The organism is Variovorax sp. Soil_C_26, from assembly GCF_057657075.1.
This window is the reverse complement of sequence record NZ_JBDGJC010000016.1, coordinates 47,779-63,838: the sequence shown is the minus strand read 5'-3', so window position 1 is coordinate 63,838 and position 16,060 is coordinate 47,779. Positions and strand designations below refer to the sequence as shown.

Genomic DNA, 16,060 nt, shown 5'->3' with positions numbered 1-16,060 from the left:
ACTCGTCGAGCCGTAGACCTCTGCGCGCGCATCGATTCCGGCGCCGCGGGCAAGGGCGTGGTTTATTGACCGCTTACGCTCTATCCGCTCTCGGAAGACAAGATACCCCGGGTTGCATTTCGGCTTCTTCAGTTCCACTCGCCTCAGGATCAGGTGGATGCTGGACAGGTACACATAGAACATCCAACTCAACCAGAGGTTGGCTTCATAGTCGGTCTTCTGCTTGTCGTTGTGGTGCCGAATCATGAAATTGTTGGCGATGTTGAACAGGTCCTTCTCATCGTTAGACGTGATCGCCTCAGACATTTTCGGGCGCAGTGCTTCCAGGACACCCGCCAGATCAGACACGGCATGCCGCCGAACATCGAGGGATGCGCCGTGACGACGATATTCGTTCACCGCTGCCTTGACCCTAGCGGTGATGGTCTTGTCGTCGGTCGGGACAGTAGCATCAAGCAGCTGCTCAAAACCGCTGGGCGCTTGGCGGAGGATCAGGCCGTCGGCAGACAACTCGAACCGATGCGCTGCCCTCGGAGAACCGTAGCACCGCGATTTAGAGTTCGATCAACCCGAAACGGAGATCGGACCGATGAAGAAGCGATACACCGAGGAACAGATCATTGGCTTCCTTCGCGAGGCGGACGCGGGATTGCCCATCAAGGAGCTTTGCAGGAAGCATGGCTTCAGCGAGGCGAGCTACTACGGCTGGAAGGCCAAGTTCGGCGGCATGAACGTCTCGGACGCACAGCGACTGAAGGCGCTCGAGGCTGAGAACGGCAAGCTCAAACGCCTGCTGGCCAACTCGATGCTCGAAGTCGACGCGATGCGCGAGGTGCTGAAGGGAAAATAGTGGCCGTGGCGGCACGACGCGAGGTCGTGCGGCAGTTGCAGGGGTTGGGCCTGAGCGAGCGCCAGGCACTGAAGCTGATGGGCATGAGCCCCAGCACCCTGCGCTACCGCCCTTGCGGCGACGGCAACGCCGGCCTGCGAGAGCGCCTGAAGGAGCTCGCGGGCCAGCATCGCCGCCACGGCTACCGAATGCTGCACAGCCGGCTGCGTATCGACGGCTGGATGATCAACGTCAAGCGCACGTACCGGGTCTACCGTGAGGAAGGCCTGATGGTGCGCAAGCGCCGACGCAAGAAGCTGCCGGTGCCCGAGCGCCAGCCGCTCGTGCATCCGATGCAACCCAACGAGGTGTGGAGCATGGACTTCGTGTTCGATGAACTGGCCAGCGGCCGACGCGTGAAGACGCTGACGGTCGTGGACGACTGCAGCAAAGAGGCCGTGCAGATCGCAGTCGACACCTCGATCCCGGCGCTGTACGCCACGCGGGTGCTCGACCAGGTCAAGGCAGAGCGCGGACTGCCCAAGGTGATCCGCACCGACAACGGTCCCGAGTTCGCGGGCCGAACGATGCAGACCTGGGCCGCAAAGAACGGCGTCGAGCTGCGCTTCATCCAACCGGGCAAGCCCGTGCAGAACGCCTACATCGAGAGCTTCAACAGTCGCTTCCGAGATGAGTGCCTGTCGCAGCACTGGTTCGCCAGCCTGAGCCACATGCGCAGCATCGTCGACAGCTGGCGTGACGACTACAACCACCACCGACCGCACAGCACCCTCGGGTACGTGCCGCCGGCCTTGTTCGCCGCGCGGTGCCGCCAGCTCGCTGGCGGCACCGCGCAAACCACCGCATCAACTACGATGCAAACCCTCGACCTCTAGATCAAAGTGCTACGAAAGCCGGGGGCAGCGCAGTGGCACGCGCAAAGCACGACCCATGCGCAGGTAGCTCACCAGCTCGCGCTTGAGAGCACCTCGCCCTTGAATATAGAGGGCTTGGTAGATGGCTTCGTGGGAAATGCGCATGGATTGATCATCCGGGAAGTCGACCTGCAGCCGGTTGGAGATCTGCTCAGGCGACCAGCCATTGACCCATTTGCGATCACCACGATGAGGCTTGTTGCGGCCGATGAACGCAGCTTGCCGAGGTCCGGCTACCTCGCGCCCCTGGGCATCGTGGATCTTGCCCTCCAGGCGGTCTTGGACATATTGGCGTAGACGTGGATTCATCACCAGCTTGGCCGGCTTGGGCCTTCTGGCCACCAACTCGGACTTCCACTGTGCAACCGACGCCCGATACTCGAGCTTGCCACTGCGAGTCGCAGCGTTGCGGTTCAGCTCCCGTGAAACCGTCGACGGACTTCGCCCAATATGTCGAGCGATCTCCCGGACCCCAACGCTTTGCGCCTGTAGAAGAGCGATCTCTTCTCGCTCGGCGAACGACAGATACCTCGCAGACACGGGCTTCGACATGAACAATGGCATACCGCCACGATGGCGGAACCAGCGCGTGCCCACTGGTGCCGACACCCCAACAGCTTGTGCCGCCTTCTCACTCGTGATTCCGGTAGCAATCTGCTTCCAGAACTGCCGCTCCACCTCTCGCCGAAGCGAAGGCGCACCGGGTGAGCGCAATGCACCTCGCCCCGTCAACTTCTGCATCCACCCCGCGGGTCGTCCCATAAACACCTCCAAGATTGAAAGTGTTGCGACGACCGGTTGAATACGCCCAATACACCAGCGAGCACTTCCAGGAGCTGCTCAAGGAGCAAGGCATCACCTGCAGCATGAGCCGCGCGGGCGAGGTCTGGGACAACTCGGCCATGGAGAGCTTCTTCAGTTCACTGAAGACTGAGCGCACGGCTAGAAAGGTGTACCGGACCCGGGAACAGGCCCGCGCTGATGTGTTCGATTACATCGAGCGGTTCTACAACCCGACGCGTCGTCACCCGACGCTCGGCTACGTCAGTCCGATACAGTTCGAGAAAGCTCAAAAAGCTTAGGTCGGTGTCCACGAAACCGGCAGCAGCCCAGAATGGCTGATCCTCAAGGCGGTGGTCCTGATCGTCGCCGCGGCCATCTATGGCTATTGGCTTGACCGCAAGGCCCAGGACGGCTGAGCATGATCGCTAACGGTCCGTCGCAGCACCGCGCAAAAATTCGGCCTTGATGCCGGTACAGTCGTCCGTGCATCAGCACAAAAAAAGCGAAGAAGAAACGATGGGGGCGCAACTGTTACTCAGGCCAGTCAGCGACCTTCTGCTCGAAGGCATCTTCATTCCGGCCCGCGCGAGCTCGGTCTTTGTGATGGATTTAATGGCGGATCTTTTTGGCGTGAAACAAGTAGTCGGCCAAGCTATTGAGGGGCAATTAGCTCGGGCCAGCACGCCCAGCCCCTGCGATCGCCCGCGCGCGCAACACTCTTCGGCGTCCTTGTGCACAGCCAAGACCCGGTTGTCGACTTGCGAGCCGCACCCGTATGCTCAGGGCAGCGCACTCTAAACCGAAACGGATAAAAACTTTGGAGCTTTCAATGCTGGGCGGTCCGCCACAGGATTACCTCATATTTCATCCACAACGCACACAGCATCAAGCGAGGGGCACCGCTCGTATTGCCGGCCACGTCGCACCATGGGAGGGGGGAGTATGGGCTGATCGCCTTTCGCCAGATGGGTCGTCAAATGAGGACCCGTTCATCTGGACAAGGTCCTGGCTCTATTCCTATTGCCACGCCACACAGCTGCGTCGCGCTCCTCGAAAGGAGCCGTTCGTTCGCGACGGCTCTCGCCTATTCTTCTGCTCTGCTTCGAAAGCAAGGGACGAGACGCTCGAGGTCGACACCGTGTTCGAAGTCGCTCACTGCGTTAGATGGCGCCCAGCAGGAAACGTGCCGAAAAAGTTCCTCCAGTTCGGTAAGGGCAGCCGCGAGTGGATGCGGCACTTTCGCCACGGCACAACGCAACTCGGCTCGGACGGGGCTCACACCGGCAGCTTCACCTACGTCGCTCAGATGGACGGATCGTCGTTCCTGCCAATGAATGCTGAAGGCCGAGCCTTCTCAGTGCCCGCTGCCGCTGTGCTGCCCGAGAAAGTCCCAAAGATCATCGCAGCAAACCCTATCGGGCGAAGCAGCTACCCGGTCATGCTGACCTCATCTGAAGCGACAGCCCTCTTGACCGAACTTCAGCGTGCTCCCGTCTGCGTAACGTCTATCAACCCTTGATTTCCATATAAGTGGCACTCCCACCTGTCTCAGACAGACGCCAGAGGAATCCAAAAATGACTTTGCATTCTTTAGGTTTTCTCCCCTTCGGCTTAGGGCAACAGAAGGCAATCGCGACCACAGGCCAATTGCTGGCTTCGCAGAGGAAGCGACCATCGAGTCGGCATCGCGCTTGGCTTTTAAACGCACATCAGTCAACTGAATAACTTGCGACTGTCCACTCAACAATAGGACTCCGGACTTTCCCGGATAAACCGGCCCCACCAGTATGGCAATCAAGACCGAACTCTTCGTCAGCGCTTTCAAGATGATCGAAGTCGATGGGCGGACAAACATACCCTCCGTAATTCATTTCGGCGCTACTGAAACCAGTATTGGGTACCAAGCATTCGAAAAGGCAGCGGACTACGCCAGCATCAATGAAAATTTCAAGCTGAATTTAGGTGAAGTAGCGAGGAATGTGGTGTATCCGCCAGAGTTTGAAACCGACGACGGCAAGCTTCGTTCTGCTCATGTGATCACCCAAGCTTATATCGAACGGGTGTTGCAGCACGCAACAAGATGGGTGCAGGAGCGCGGTTCCAAAAAAGCACATCGCGTCCTCGTTGCTGAGCCTTTAGCACTTGATCGTTCGAATAGCACCTCCGGCGACTGGCTTGCAAACTATCGCGCTCGACTGAAGGAAATTCTCAAACCATTCTTTGACGAGGTAGATTTTCTTCCGGAGCCGTTTGCGGTTTTTCAATATTATCGCTACGGCGTCAGGCATCCTCTTGTATCCGCGAGTCGGCGACACGCCGCACTTGTCATTGATTTTGGGGGCGGTACTTTCGATGTGAGCGTAGTCGACACCACAGCCACAGGGGATGTTCGTGAAGGCGGCAGAAACTCTAAGCCGTTAGCTGCCGCATCTCTTGCAGTCGGCGGTTCCCTGATCAATCTTCAAATAGCAAAGGAATTGATCTCCAAAAATCTGGAAAAAGGCGTCGATAGAACGAAGCTAGACAAGGCATGGACGACATTCCGTACGGGTGCTGCAGCGGTAGGCGGCATGTCCGCCCTGAGCGCGGACCTTCAGAACTTCGTCAGGAACGTCCGGCGCATGATTGCTCAAGTTGAGCAAGCGAAAATTCATATCTGTGAAACGATCGCCGATTGGTCGCTTGAGGCGACTTACGAACCTGGACCAGCGGCCTTGATTGCCGTCCCCCAAAATCCGTTTGGTCAGAATCCCTCGATAGTCGAGGTACGTTTTGACGTCTACCAACTTCGAACTCTGTTCGTGAAACGAATTTGGCAGCAGCATTTGAAAGGTGCCATCACCAGCGCGATTAACCGAAGCTCGGAGGACTTGGGCGGCCGTCCAATCAACCTAGTCCTTCTTTCTGGCGGATCGGCAAATCTGAGGTGGCTGGGAGCCTTGATCGAACAGGATCTGCGTTCGCTTCTTTTGGAAGCCGAAATCATCGAGCTGCAGGGGAAATTCCACGAGATCGTTGCGCAAGGTCTCGCCATTGAATGCGCTCGTAGAACCTTCAACGATGGCGTGGGCGACTTCAAAGCAGTCACTTACAACCGACTATGCCTGGTGCTCGGAACAGACGAGCAAAGTCCTGCCGTGCAGCGTTTCCGCCCGCTGGATATCGATGCACCTTCTACACCTGTCAGTGATGGAACTTTGCTCCATTCCGCACACGTCATTAATGGAAACTTCGACAAACCTTTTCGGTGGAAGGTGCGACTGCCATCGCCGCCAAAACACTATCTTGACTATTACTTTCTAAAATCGTCACTCGATTTCAACGACCTCCCCAGCCTTCACAATATTGATCATCGCGTTTTTACGCCACAAAAGACCAAGTTCGAAAGTCACATCGAGGTCGAGCTTACAGTCGACGAAAAAGGCTCGGCACATCCAAGATTTATATACAAGCATGCGCATGGCTCGTCCGAAGAAGTAAGCGTCAAGGGCGCGCCGTTCTATATGGACATGACGTCGCTGTCTGAAACTTCCGTGGGCGAGGCCTACTTGGGCCTCGACTTTGGAACGAGCAACAGTTCAGTGGCCTATGTTGAGCGAGATGCTGTCCGAGTATTTACCCAGCGCGCGGGCGAGGTGGGATGGCTGGAACTCAGCGAACTTTGCAATACCCTGCCATATCCGGTCGCGCATCCCATCGCAAAGTTCGTCGCTGGGGCGGACGAGCGAATGCTTCGGGAAGCATTTCCAGAAGCATTCGAGTCAGCGCTGCACATGTTAATGATGCTGGCATATATAGACTACTGTGCACACAAAGGGTCCAAAGCATCGTCTATCTTCAAGACATTCACGAAGGCATCGGCCGGCCCAATCTGGGCAATTCTCCGTGCGCTGGTGGAAAAGAAAGTTAAGGGCGGCGAATTTCTGCCAACGATAACCCGGTTGTTGACGGAGACAGCACGCACGCAGATTGATGCTTCGATTGCAGCGATCAATGCCCTCAAGCACCACCACGCTCCAAAGGAGATCGACTATCACCGCGTGTTGGGCATGATCGGAAACGTGCTGGGCCGAGCGCTTAATGGCTGGAGCTTTGGCGCTTTTGAGGCGGTTGCAAAGAAGGGCTTTGGCTCGCGGTATACAGGACTGTTCCGGGTCGCATCGGGCAGTCATGCCCCGTTTATCCAGGTCCTAGCCTACGATGGCCTCGACACATTCTCCGAACAAGAGGCGCTGTTGGTAAACCAAGAAAAGGCAATCGCGATTAGATTGAGTCCGTTCATGTTCTGGACCGCGCGCGATGCACACCGTAGCTCAACTGTGGCGATGCTCGACTCGACCGATCAGGTTAATTCAGCCTTCAGGACGGTCGAAGGAGGGGACAAACTCGTGATAGCGATGGGGCACGAACTTGAAGACCTTCACAACATGTGCCGAGTCGTCTCTGAAGAGGACCACCCACTTGCCAATCATTGGTGTGAAAAAATTACCATTGTGATGCGCGAATAAGCAGATGTTCAATATGTTTACTGGAAGTCGTTCTAGAGCGATCTGCGCGCGTGCATCGAGTTTGGCTTGCTCCGCATCCGAGAGGCAACGGAGGAATGCATCGGGTCGGGTACTCCCGGCACGACATCCAGCGGCTGCTGCGCGCCGCATAGCATTGAGCGGGCTGGCCTCACAGTGGCCCTGCTGGCGAGCTAACTCGGGTCGGCCTGTCGTGATCGTAGAGGCGTCCAGTTTGGCGAGGTGTCGGCGCCGATGACAGCCGGACTTAGTCCTAGAGCTCGGCAGAAAGCTGTTCGCGGCGGCCGACGATGGGTGCGCACGGTAGAGATCTAGGCCTCCCGCCGGGGTTTCCACGGGGACGTAGCCTTGCAGTGCAGACAGACGCTGATGCTCCGGTTGACTTGATTTGGCTGGTATGGATCTGCAGCCCGTTTTCAGTTTCGTAGCAGTGTGAGCAATATGGAGAGCCAACCGCTTTGCCGTCTTGGCCTTTCTTCCAATAGGCAGCGCCAACGCGGACCACCTCCTCGCGGACCTTTAGCACCTCGGTGAGTTTCTTGATGGTCTCGTCCTTTTCGCGCAACTCGCCCTGCAAGTCGACTAATGCCAGTTTTGCGTCAGACAAGCCGTGACGAGTCCCGCAATGCGCAGTTTCAGGTCGGGGTCTTGACGGTCGAATCCAAATTGCGCGGGAATTGCGCGGCTTCAGTCGCAGCCTTCAGGTCGGCGAGGACGCCGGAAATTGCGGTCACGTCGGGCATGTGCGCTCCTCTTCCCGCTTGTTTCGACGGTTGAATTTTGTAGACGCGGCACCGTCTAGGCAGGCTAGTCCGTTTCGTCTGAGCTTGACCATTGCGACCAAGCTGCAGCGCAGCTGCTGTCTTAGCTCCCGGTCACTTGGGCTACTGCCCCAGAAGCGGCCCTCCTGGCCGAACCCGCAAGCTGATCAATCGACACCTTGCCTCAGAGACGCGCTGTCCGGGTGCGAGACAATCCAAAAATGGATCAAGCAACCCACAACAAGATCGTTTCTTTCATCTGGGGGATCGCCGACGATGTGCTCCGCGATCTATTCAGGCGAGGCAAGTACCCGGACGTGATTCTGCCGATGTGCGTCATCCGACGCATGGACGCCGTTCTCGAGCCGACCAAGCAGCAAGTGCTTGAGGTGAAGGCGATGCTCGACAACGCCCAGATCACCGAGCAGCGCGCGGCGCTGTGCGACGCATCGGGGCAAGCCTTTTACAACACCTCGAAGTTCACCCTGCGCGACCTCCAGTCCCGTGGCAGTCAGCAGCAGTTGCTGGCCGACTTCGAGGACTACCTGAACGGCTTCTCGCCGAACGTTCAGGACATCCTGGAGAACTTCAAGTTCCGCAACCAACTGTCGTCCTTGTCCAAGGCCGATGCCCTGGGCACGTTGATCGCCAAATTCCTCGACCCCGACATCGATCTTTCACCGGCTGGCATCGACAACCACTCGATGGGCACAGTGTTCGAAGAACTGGTCCGCAAATTCAACGAAGACAACAACGAAGAGGCCGGCGAACATTGGACACCGCGTGATGCTGTGCGGCTGATGGCCAACCTGGTGTTCCTGCCCATTCAGGATGAGATCCGCTCCGGTACCTATCTTCTGTATGACTGCGCCTGTGGCACGGGCGGCATGCTCACCGTGGCCGAGGAGACGCTCGCTGCCATTGCGCAGCGGCATGGCCAGCATGTCAAAAGCCTCCTCTACGGCCAGGAGATCAACCCCGAGACCTACGCCGTCTGCAAAGCTGACATGCTGCTTAAGGGTGAAGGCGAATCCGCCGAGCACATCGTGGGTGGCGCCGAGTGGTCCACACTGGCGCACGATGCCTTTCCGGCGCAAGAGTTCGATTTCATGCTCGCGAACCCGCCGTATGGGAAGAGCTGGAAGAAAGACCTCGAAGCCATGGGCGGCAAGGACGGCATGCGCGACCCGCGCTTCAAGGTGATGCATGAAGGCGAAGAGCTCTCGCTCGTCACCCGCTCCAGCGATGGACAGATGTTGTTTCTGGCCAACATGGCCGCCAAGATGAACCGCAAGTCGGCCTTGGGCAGCCGCATTGCAGAGGTCCACAACGGGTCGTCTCTCTTCACCGGTGATGCAGGCCAAGGCGAGAGCAACATCCGCCGCTGGATCATCGAGAACGACTGGCTCGAAGCCATCGTCGCGCTGCCACTCAATCTGTTTTACAACACCGGCATCGCCACCTATGTGTGGGTGCTGTCCAACCGCAAGCCAGCGCACCGCCGGGGCTTTGTGCAGCTCATAGATGCGAGCCAGTGGTTTAAGCCGCTGCGCAAGAATCTGGGCAAGAAAAATTGCGAGTTGTCGGCGGAGGACATCGAGCGCATCAGTCGCACCTTCCTGGAATTCAAGCCAACGCCCGAGTCCAAGATATTCCCCAATGCGGGCTTCGGCTACTGGAAGGTGACCGTCGAGCGCCCGTTGCGGCTGCACAGCCGACTCTCGCTGAAAACCATCGAGAGCTTGCGGTTTGCTTCGGGCGATGAGGACATCCGCGCGGCGCTGGTCGACGAATTCGGCGACGCGCTGTTCACCAGCTTTGCCACGGTTTCGGCTGCGCTGGACAAGCGCCTGGCCGAATGGGGCAACGACGACGATGGCGATGACGAAGAAGGCGCGACCTCCAGTACAAAGAAGGGCTTGCCCGAGAAGAAGCGCAAGAAGCTGCTCGACCCCAAGACATGGGAACGCGATGCACGGCTGGTCGACACGGCCATGCAGTTGCGGCAATCTTTGGGTGACGCGCTGTTCGAAGACCACAACGTGTTTCGCATCCGCGTGGACGAAGCGCTGGCCGCCGCGGCCATCCGCTTGCCTGCCGCCGAGCTCAAGCTCATCCTCAAGACGTTGAGCTGGCGTGTCGAGACAGCACCGCCTGTCATCGCCAAACTGCACAAGCCGGGCAAGGGTAGCAAGATCAAGGCCGATCCGATCCACGGCTTGTTCGAGACCCAGTTGGGCGGCAAGCCGTTCGTGGTCGAGTACGAACCCGACAGCGATCTGCGCGACACCGAGCAGGTGCCGCTGCTCGAAGAGGGCGGCATCGAGGCCTTCATTCGCCGCGAAGTGCTGCCCTATACGCCGGATGCCTGGGTCAACAACAACGCCACCAAGATCGGCTACGAGGTGAGCTTTACTCGGCACTTCTACGAGCCCAAGCCATTGCGCACGCTGGCAGAGATCAGCGCCGACATCCTGGCCATCGAGAAAGAAGCCGAAGGCCTGCTCGACGGTCTGCTGGTGGTTGGTTCCGAGGCATGAGCAAGACCGTCAGACCAGCGCGCCGTGCAACAGCGACGACCGCGGAGGCGGCCTTCGGCGAAGTCGTCCAATTGATCCAGGGGGCGCGGCAGCGCGTGACCAGGGCAGCCAATGCCGAAGTGATCGAGCTCTATTGGCGTATCGGACAGTACCTGCATCAGCGCATTGAAGCCGACGGCTGGGCCAAGGGGACCGTGGCCCAGCTCGCCACCTACATCGCTCAACGCGAGCCGGGCCGACGCGGCTTCTCGGCCCAGAACCTCTGGCGCATGCGACAGTTTTTTCAGGCCTATCCGCCAGACTCAAAACTCTCAACGCTGTTGAGAGAAATTCCGTGGTCTTCGCACCTGCACATCCTCAGTCGCACCAAGCGCGAGGAGGAGCGCGAGTTTTACCTGCGCATGACGGCGCAGCAAGCCTGGCAGGTGCGCGAGGTGGCGAGGCAGATCGACAGCGGCCTGTTCGAGCGCGCCGTGCTCCACCCGCCCAAAGTCTCAACGGCATTGAGAGAAATGCAGCCGCAGGCCGCGCAGCACTTCAAGGACGCCTACCTGCTGGACTTCCTGGCCTTGCCCGATCCTCACTCCGAGGCCGAGCTCCACCGCAGCCTGTTGACGAATCTGGGCCGCTTTCTCACCGAGTTGGGGCGGGACTTCTGTTACATCGGCAGCGAGTACCCAGTGCAAGTGGGCGGCCAGGACTTTGCGCTGGACCTGCTGTTCTTCCACCGCGGCCTGAACTGCCTGGTGGCTATCGAGTTAAAGGTCACCGCCTTCGAGCCCGAGCACCTGGGCAAACTGAACTTCTATCTGGAAGCATTGGACCGTGATGTGAAGAAGCCGCACGAGAACCCGGCCATCGGCCTGTTGCTGTGCGCCAGCAAGGACAGCGAGGTAGTGGAATACGCGCTGAGCCGCACGCTCTCGCCTGCGCTGGTGGCGCAGTATCAAATGCAGTTGCCGGACAAGCAGATGCTGGCAGCGAAGCTGCATGAGTTTTATGCACTGAGTGCGCCGGGATTTAAGGCTACTGGGCCAACGGAGCGCAACAAGAAAGATCAAGCAAAGTGATTTCCGATCTAAAGCCCTACGCAGCGTACAAAGACTCAGGCTTGTCGTGGCTTGGGCAGGTGCCAGAACACTGGGGCGTTCGACCGGCATTCGGGGCTTTCACACCCATCCACGAGCACAACCGCGGCATGAAAGAGAAGACGGTTCTCTCCCTCAGCTATGGTCGCATCGTGATCAAACGCCAGGAGAAGCTTCATGGATTGGTACCCGAGTCCTTTGAGACTTATCAGGTAGTCAATCCTGGCGACATCATTCTGCGAACAACTGATCTTCAAAACGACCACACCAGCTTGCGAGTCGGCATAGTTAGCGACCGAGGGATTATCACATCGGCCTATCTCGCACTGCGTGCCGCGAGAGACGTGGTGCCCGAGTTTGGCTTCCAATTCCTTACCGTCTGGGACTCCACCAAGGCAATCTATGGTTACGGATCAGGACTGCGACAGAGCCTGAACTTCTCGCATTTCAAGCGCATGCCTGTTGTTGTTCCACCTCCAGACGAGCAAGCCGCTATTGTGCGTTTCCTAAAAAATGCAAACGCCCGAATGGAGCGGGCAATTCTGGCGAAGCGCAAGGTAATTGCTCTGCTTGATGAACAGAAGCAGTCCGTCATTCACCGCGCGGTTACGCGAGGAATGAATCCGCGCGCCGCGCTGAAGCCGTCCTGCATTCCAGACTTGGGCGAAGTTCCAGCACACTGGGACACGCCACTCAACCAGCGAGTTTTTAAGGAGTTGATCAGACCGCACAACGGCGCTCAAGAGACACAACTATCACTTTCTCAGCGCGATGGTTTGATTCCGACAAAGGACATGCAAGAACGCTCGCTTCAGACGGCTTCATTCGATAACTGGAAGGTGGCACACCCAGGGGACTTGGTGCTGAATCGCTTTAAGGCACACCTCGGCGTCTTCTTTGCAGCCACGATGCGCGGTATCGTCTCGTTTCACTATGGTGTTTTTGCTCCACGGAAAAAGCTTCACACGAAGTATTTCGAACTGTTGTTTCACACCTATCCTTACCGAGCACTTTACGCAGGTAGATCAAATGGGATGACAGTTGGACTTCAGAATCTCTCGAACCAAAATTTTTATGGCGTACGTGTCGTTGTACCTCCCATCGACGAGCAGATTGAAATAGCAAAACACGTAAGTCAAGAGACCGAGACGATCAAGCAAGCCACGTTGCGGCTGGAACGGGAAATTGAACTTTTACGCGAATATCGCACCCGCCTCATCGCCGACGTGGTCACCGGCAAATTCGACGTCCGCGAAGCCGCAGCACGATTGCCCGACGAAGCGTTAGTCGACGAGGCAGACGACGACACCGACCTGAGCGAAGAAACTGACATCGCAGAGGAAGAGGCCATCTCATGACCACCGACACCAGTGAGAATGGCCTCGAAACCCTCATCGTGCGGCACATGACCGGAACGGACGGTCTGGCCGTGGCGCCCAATTTGGTCGCCGAGCCTCGGGCACGCTACGGCGGCACAGGCTATCTCGCTGGCAGTTCCAAGGACTATGACCGCGCCCACGCGCTGGACGTGCCACAGCTTTTCGCCTTCCTTCGCGCCACCCAGCCCGAGAGCTTCAAGAAGTTGGCTATGGCCAATGCCCACGACGCACAGGACATCAACCGCTTGAAGTTTCTCGCGCGGCTTTCTGCCGAGGTGGGCAAGCGAGGTGCGGTAGACGTGCTGCGCAAGGGCGTGTCCCACGGGCCGGTGCATGTCGATCTTTTCTACGGCACGCCCTCCCCCGGCAACGCCAAGGCGGCGGCGCTGCATGCCCTCAATCGCTTCACCGTCACGCGCCAGTTGACGTACAGCATGGACGAGACACGTCGCTCGCTGGACCTGGGCCTGTTTATCAACGGCCTGCCCATCGCCACCTTCGAGCTCAAGAACAGCCTGACCAAGCAGACGGTACAAGACGCCGTAGAGCAGTACAAGCGCGACCGCGATCCGCGCGAGCGCCTGTTCGAGTTCGGCCGTTGCGTGGTGCATTTCGCAGTGGACGATGCCGAGGTGCGCATGTGCACCGAACTGCGCGGCAAGGCCTCATGGTTCCTGCCCTTCAACAAGGGCTACCAGGACGGAGCCGGCAACCCGCCCAACCCCGACGGCTTGAAGACCGATTACCTCTGGAAAGAAGTGCTCACGCCAAGAGGGCTGACCAACATCCTGGAGAACTACGCCCAGATCGTTGAAGAAAAAGACCCACGCACCGGCCGTAAGAAACGCCGTCAGGTGTGGCCGCGCTACCACCAACTGGGTGTGGTGCGCCAGGCGCTGGACCATGTGAGCGCACACGGCACGGGCCAGCGTTACCTCATCCAGCACTCGGCGGGCAGCGGCAAATCGAACTCCATCGCATGGCTCTCGCACCAACTCATCAGCGTGCAGCGCGGCACCGAAGGCCAGCGCAAGCATGTATTCGATTCGGTCATCGTCATCACCGACCGACGCATCCTGGACGAACAGATCCAGACCACCATCAAGCAGTTCATGCAGGTGGGCGCCACGGTGGGCCATGCGCAGCATTCGGGCGACCTGCGCCGTTACATCGAGCAGGGTAAGAAGATCATCGTCAGCACGGTGCAGAAATTCCCGTTCATCCTCGACGAGATCGCGGCCGTGGGTGACAAGCGTTTTGCCATCGTCATCGACGAGGCGCACTCCAGCCAGGGCGGCAAGACCTCGGCAGCCATGAGTCAGGCCCTCGCCGACGAGGCCACCCCGGCCGATGGTGACGGCGGCACCGACCCGGAAGACACGGTGAACGCAGCACTAGAAAAGCGCATGGCCGCGCGCAAGATGCTCACCAACGCGAGCTACTTCGCCTTTACCGCCACGCCGAAGAACAAGACATTGGAGATGTTCGGTACGCCGCTGCCGCCGGATTCCGAGGGCAAGGTCAAGCACCGCCCCTTCCACGCCTACACGATGAAGCAGGCGGTGCAGGAGGGCTTCATCCTTGACGTGCTCAAGCACTTCACGCCGGTTGAGAGCTACTACAAGCTCATCAAGAAGACCGACGACGATCCCGAGTTCGACACCAAAAAAGCCAAGAAGAAGCTGCGCCGCTACGTGGAAAGCCACGACCACGCGATCCGGTTGAAGACTGAGATCATGGTCGACCACTTCCACGAGCAGGTGCTGGCTGCGTCCAAAATCGGTGGCCAGGCGCGGGCGATGGTAGTGAGCAGCGGCATTGCGCGTGCCGTCCAGTACTTCCACGCCTTCAAAGCCTATCTGGCCGAACGCAAGAGCCCTTATCAGGCCATCGTGGCCTTCTCTGGCGAGCATGAACACGATGGCGAGAAAGTCACCGAGTCCTCACTGAACGGCTTTCCCAGCCGCGATATCGCAGACAAGGTGCAGACCGATCCCTATCGCTTTCTGATCTGCGCCGACAAGTTCCAGACAGGCTATGACGAGCCGCTGCTGCACACCATGTACGTGGACAAGGCACTCTCGGGCATTAAAGCAGTGCAAACGCTGTCGCGCCTGAATCGCTCCCATCCGCAGAAATACGACTGCTTCGTGCTCGATTTCCAGAACAATGGTGAGACGGTCACGATCGCCTTCCAAGACTACTACCGCACCACGCTATTGTCAGAAGAAACCGATCCGAACAAGCTGCATGACCTGAAAGCCGACTTGGACAAGGCGCAGGTCTATGCACCGGACCAGATTGCGCAAGTGGTGACGATGTTCCTCGGCGGCGCAGAGCGCGACAAGCTCGACCCGCCGCTCGATGCCTGCGTGGCCGTTTACCTAGACCGGCTCGACGAAGATGGACAAGTCGCCTTCAAGGGCAAGGCCAAGGTGTTCTGCCGCACCTACGCATTTCTCTCGTCGGTCATCCCGTACAGCAATGCGCAATGGGAGGCGCTGTCCATCTTTCTCGATCTGCTGGTGCCAAAGCTGCCCGCGCCAATAGAAGAAGACCTGGCCAAGGGCATCCTCGAAGCCATTGATATGGACAGCTACCGGGTCGAGCGCAAAGCGGTGATGAAGATCGCATTGGTGGATCAAGAGGCCATGATCGCGCCCGTCCCCACCGACTCGGCAGGCCACAAGGCTGAACTGGAGCTTGAAAGGCTGAGCAACATTCTCAAACGGTTCAACGAGCAGTTCGGAACGGCCTTCACGGACTCGGACCGCATCCTTCGGCACATCCGGGACGACATCGCGCCAAAGGTTGCGGCCGACCCTGCCTTCCAGAACGCCAAGGCCAATACCCCCCATACCGCCAGGCTTGCCCATGACCAGGCACTCGCCAAGGCAACACAGGGCTCGATCAAGGACTACACACAGTTCTACAAGCAATTCGTGGAGAACGACGAATTCAAACGCTTCGTTGGGGACATGGTGTTCGCACTGACGAACTCGGGGACGGCCGGCGCATCTCCGCCTATGCACAGAGCTTGAGTAGAAATCACATTCAAGCTGGTACACCGCTTTCGGGGCTTCTGGCTACTGGCACTGCAGTTGGGCACACCCCTAGCTGGAGGACAAGGTCGACGAGTAAGCGGCGCACACCGAAGTCGCGCCAGCGGGTGTGCGGGTGCAGGACCTCGGCTACCGATAAGGGTCATGCGGCAAGTGG

General features: G+C 58.5%; 7 protein-coding genes and 3 pseudogenes. 8 read left to right on the top strand and 2 right to left on the bottom strand.

The features are described from left to right. Nucleotides 1-510: pseudogene (locus AC3A6G_RS26125) on the bottom strand (hypothetical protein); the annotation flags it as partial. Nucleotides 511-589: 79 nt separating this feature from the next. Between AC3A6G_RS26125 and AC3A6G_RS26120 the strand changes: the two are divergent. Next, nucleotides 590-1,725, top strand: a protein-coding gene (locus AC3A6G_RS26120) for an IS3 family transposase (RefSeq protein WP_487874970.1) whose coding sequence is annotated in 2 segments (ribosomal slippage) — nucleotides 590-848 and nucleotides 848-1,725 — 1,137 coding nt in all. Because the reading frame shifts where the segments join, the coding sequence is not laid out codon by codon here. A gap of 33 nt (nucleotides 1,726-1,758) precedes the next feature. On the opposite strand, the pseudogene AC3A6G_RS26115 reads toward AC3A6G_RS26120, so the two are convergent. After that, nucleotides 1,759-2,505: pseudogene (locus AC3A6G_RS26115) on the bottom strand (transposase); the annotation flags it as partial. Nucleotides 2,506-2,570: 65 nt separating this feature from the next. On the opposite strand from AC3A6G_RS26115, the pseudogene AC3A6G_RS26110 reads away from it, so the two are divergent. From AC3A6G_RS26110 to AC3A6G_RS26080, 7 genes and pseudogenes are all read left to right on the top strand, one after another. Continuing rightward, nucleotides 2,571-2,846 (top strand): annotated as a pseudogene (locus AC3A6G_RS26110) (IS3 family transposase); the annotation flags it as partial. Nucleotides 2,847-3,685: 839 nt separating this feature from the next. Continuing rightward, entirely contained in the window at nucleotides 3,686-4,066 is a 381-nt protein-coding gene (locus AC3A6G_RS26105) for a hypothetical protein (protein WP_487874969.1), read from the top strand. 268 nt (nucleotides 4,067-4,334) lie between these two features. Beyond that, nucleotides 4,335-7,055, top strand: coding sequence for a hypothetical protein (locus AC3A6G_RS26100; protein ID WP_487874968.1), 2,721 nt, complete (start codon nucleotides 4,335-4,337; stop codon nucleotides 7,053-7,055). Between the two features lie 1,000 nt (nucleotides 7,056-8,055). Further along, nucleotides 8,056-10,374, top strand: a complete 2,319-nt coding sequence (locus tag AC3A6G_RS26095) for a type I restriction-modification system subunit M (protein WP_487874967.1) — start codon at nucleotides 8,056-8,058, stop codon at nucleotides 10,372-10,374. Then, complete coding sequence (locus tag AC3A6G_RS26090; RefSeq protein WP_487874966.1) at nucleotides 10,371-11,444, top strand: PDDEXK nuclease domain-containing protein; 1,074 nt, start codon at nucleotides 10,371-10,373, stop codon at nucleotides 11,442-11,444. The genes AC3A6G_RS26095 and AC3A6G_RS26090 overlap by 4 nt, the downstream gene beginning before the upstream one ends. Nucleotides 11,445-11,572: 128 nt before the next feature. Continuing rightward, the gene (locus tag AC3A6G_RS26085; protein WP_487874965.1) at nucleotides 11,573-12,820 is read left to right on the top strand and encodes a restriction endonuclease subunit S; all 1,248 of its coding nucleotides are present in this window, start codon (nucleotides 11,573-11,575) and stop codon (nucleotides 12,818-12,820) included. Beyond that, nucleotides 12,817-15,882 (top strand): type I restriction endonuclease subunit R, encoded by a 3,066-nt coding sequence (locus AC3A6G_RS26080; protein ID WP_487874964.1) that lies wholly within the window; start codon nucleotides 12,817-12,819, stop codon nucleotides 15,880-15,882. Before AC3A6G_RS26085 ends, AC3A6G_RS26080 begins: the two co-directional genes overlap by 4 nt. Nucleotides 15,883-16,060 lie beyond the last annotated feature (178 nt).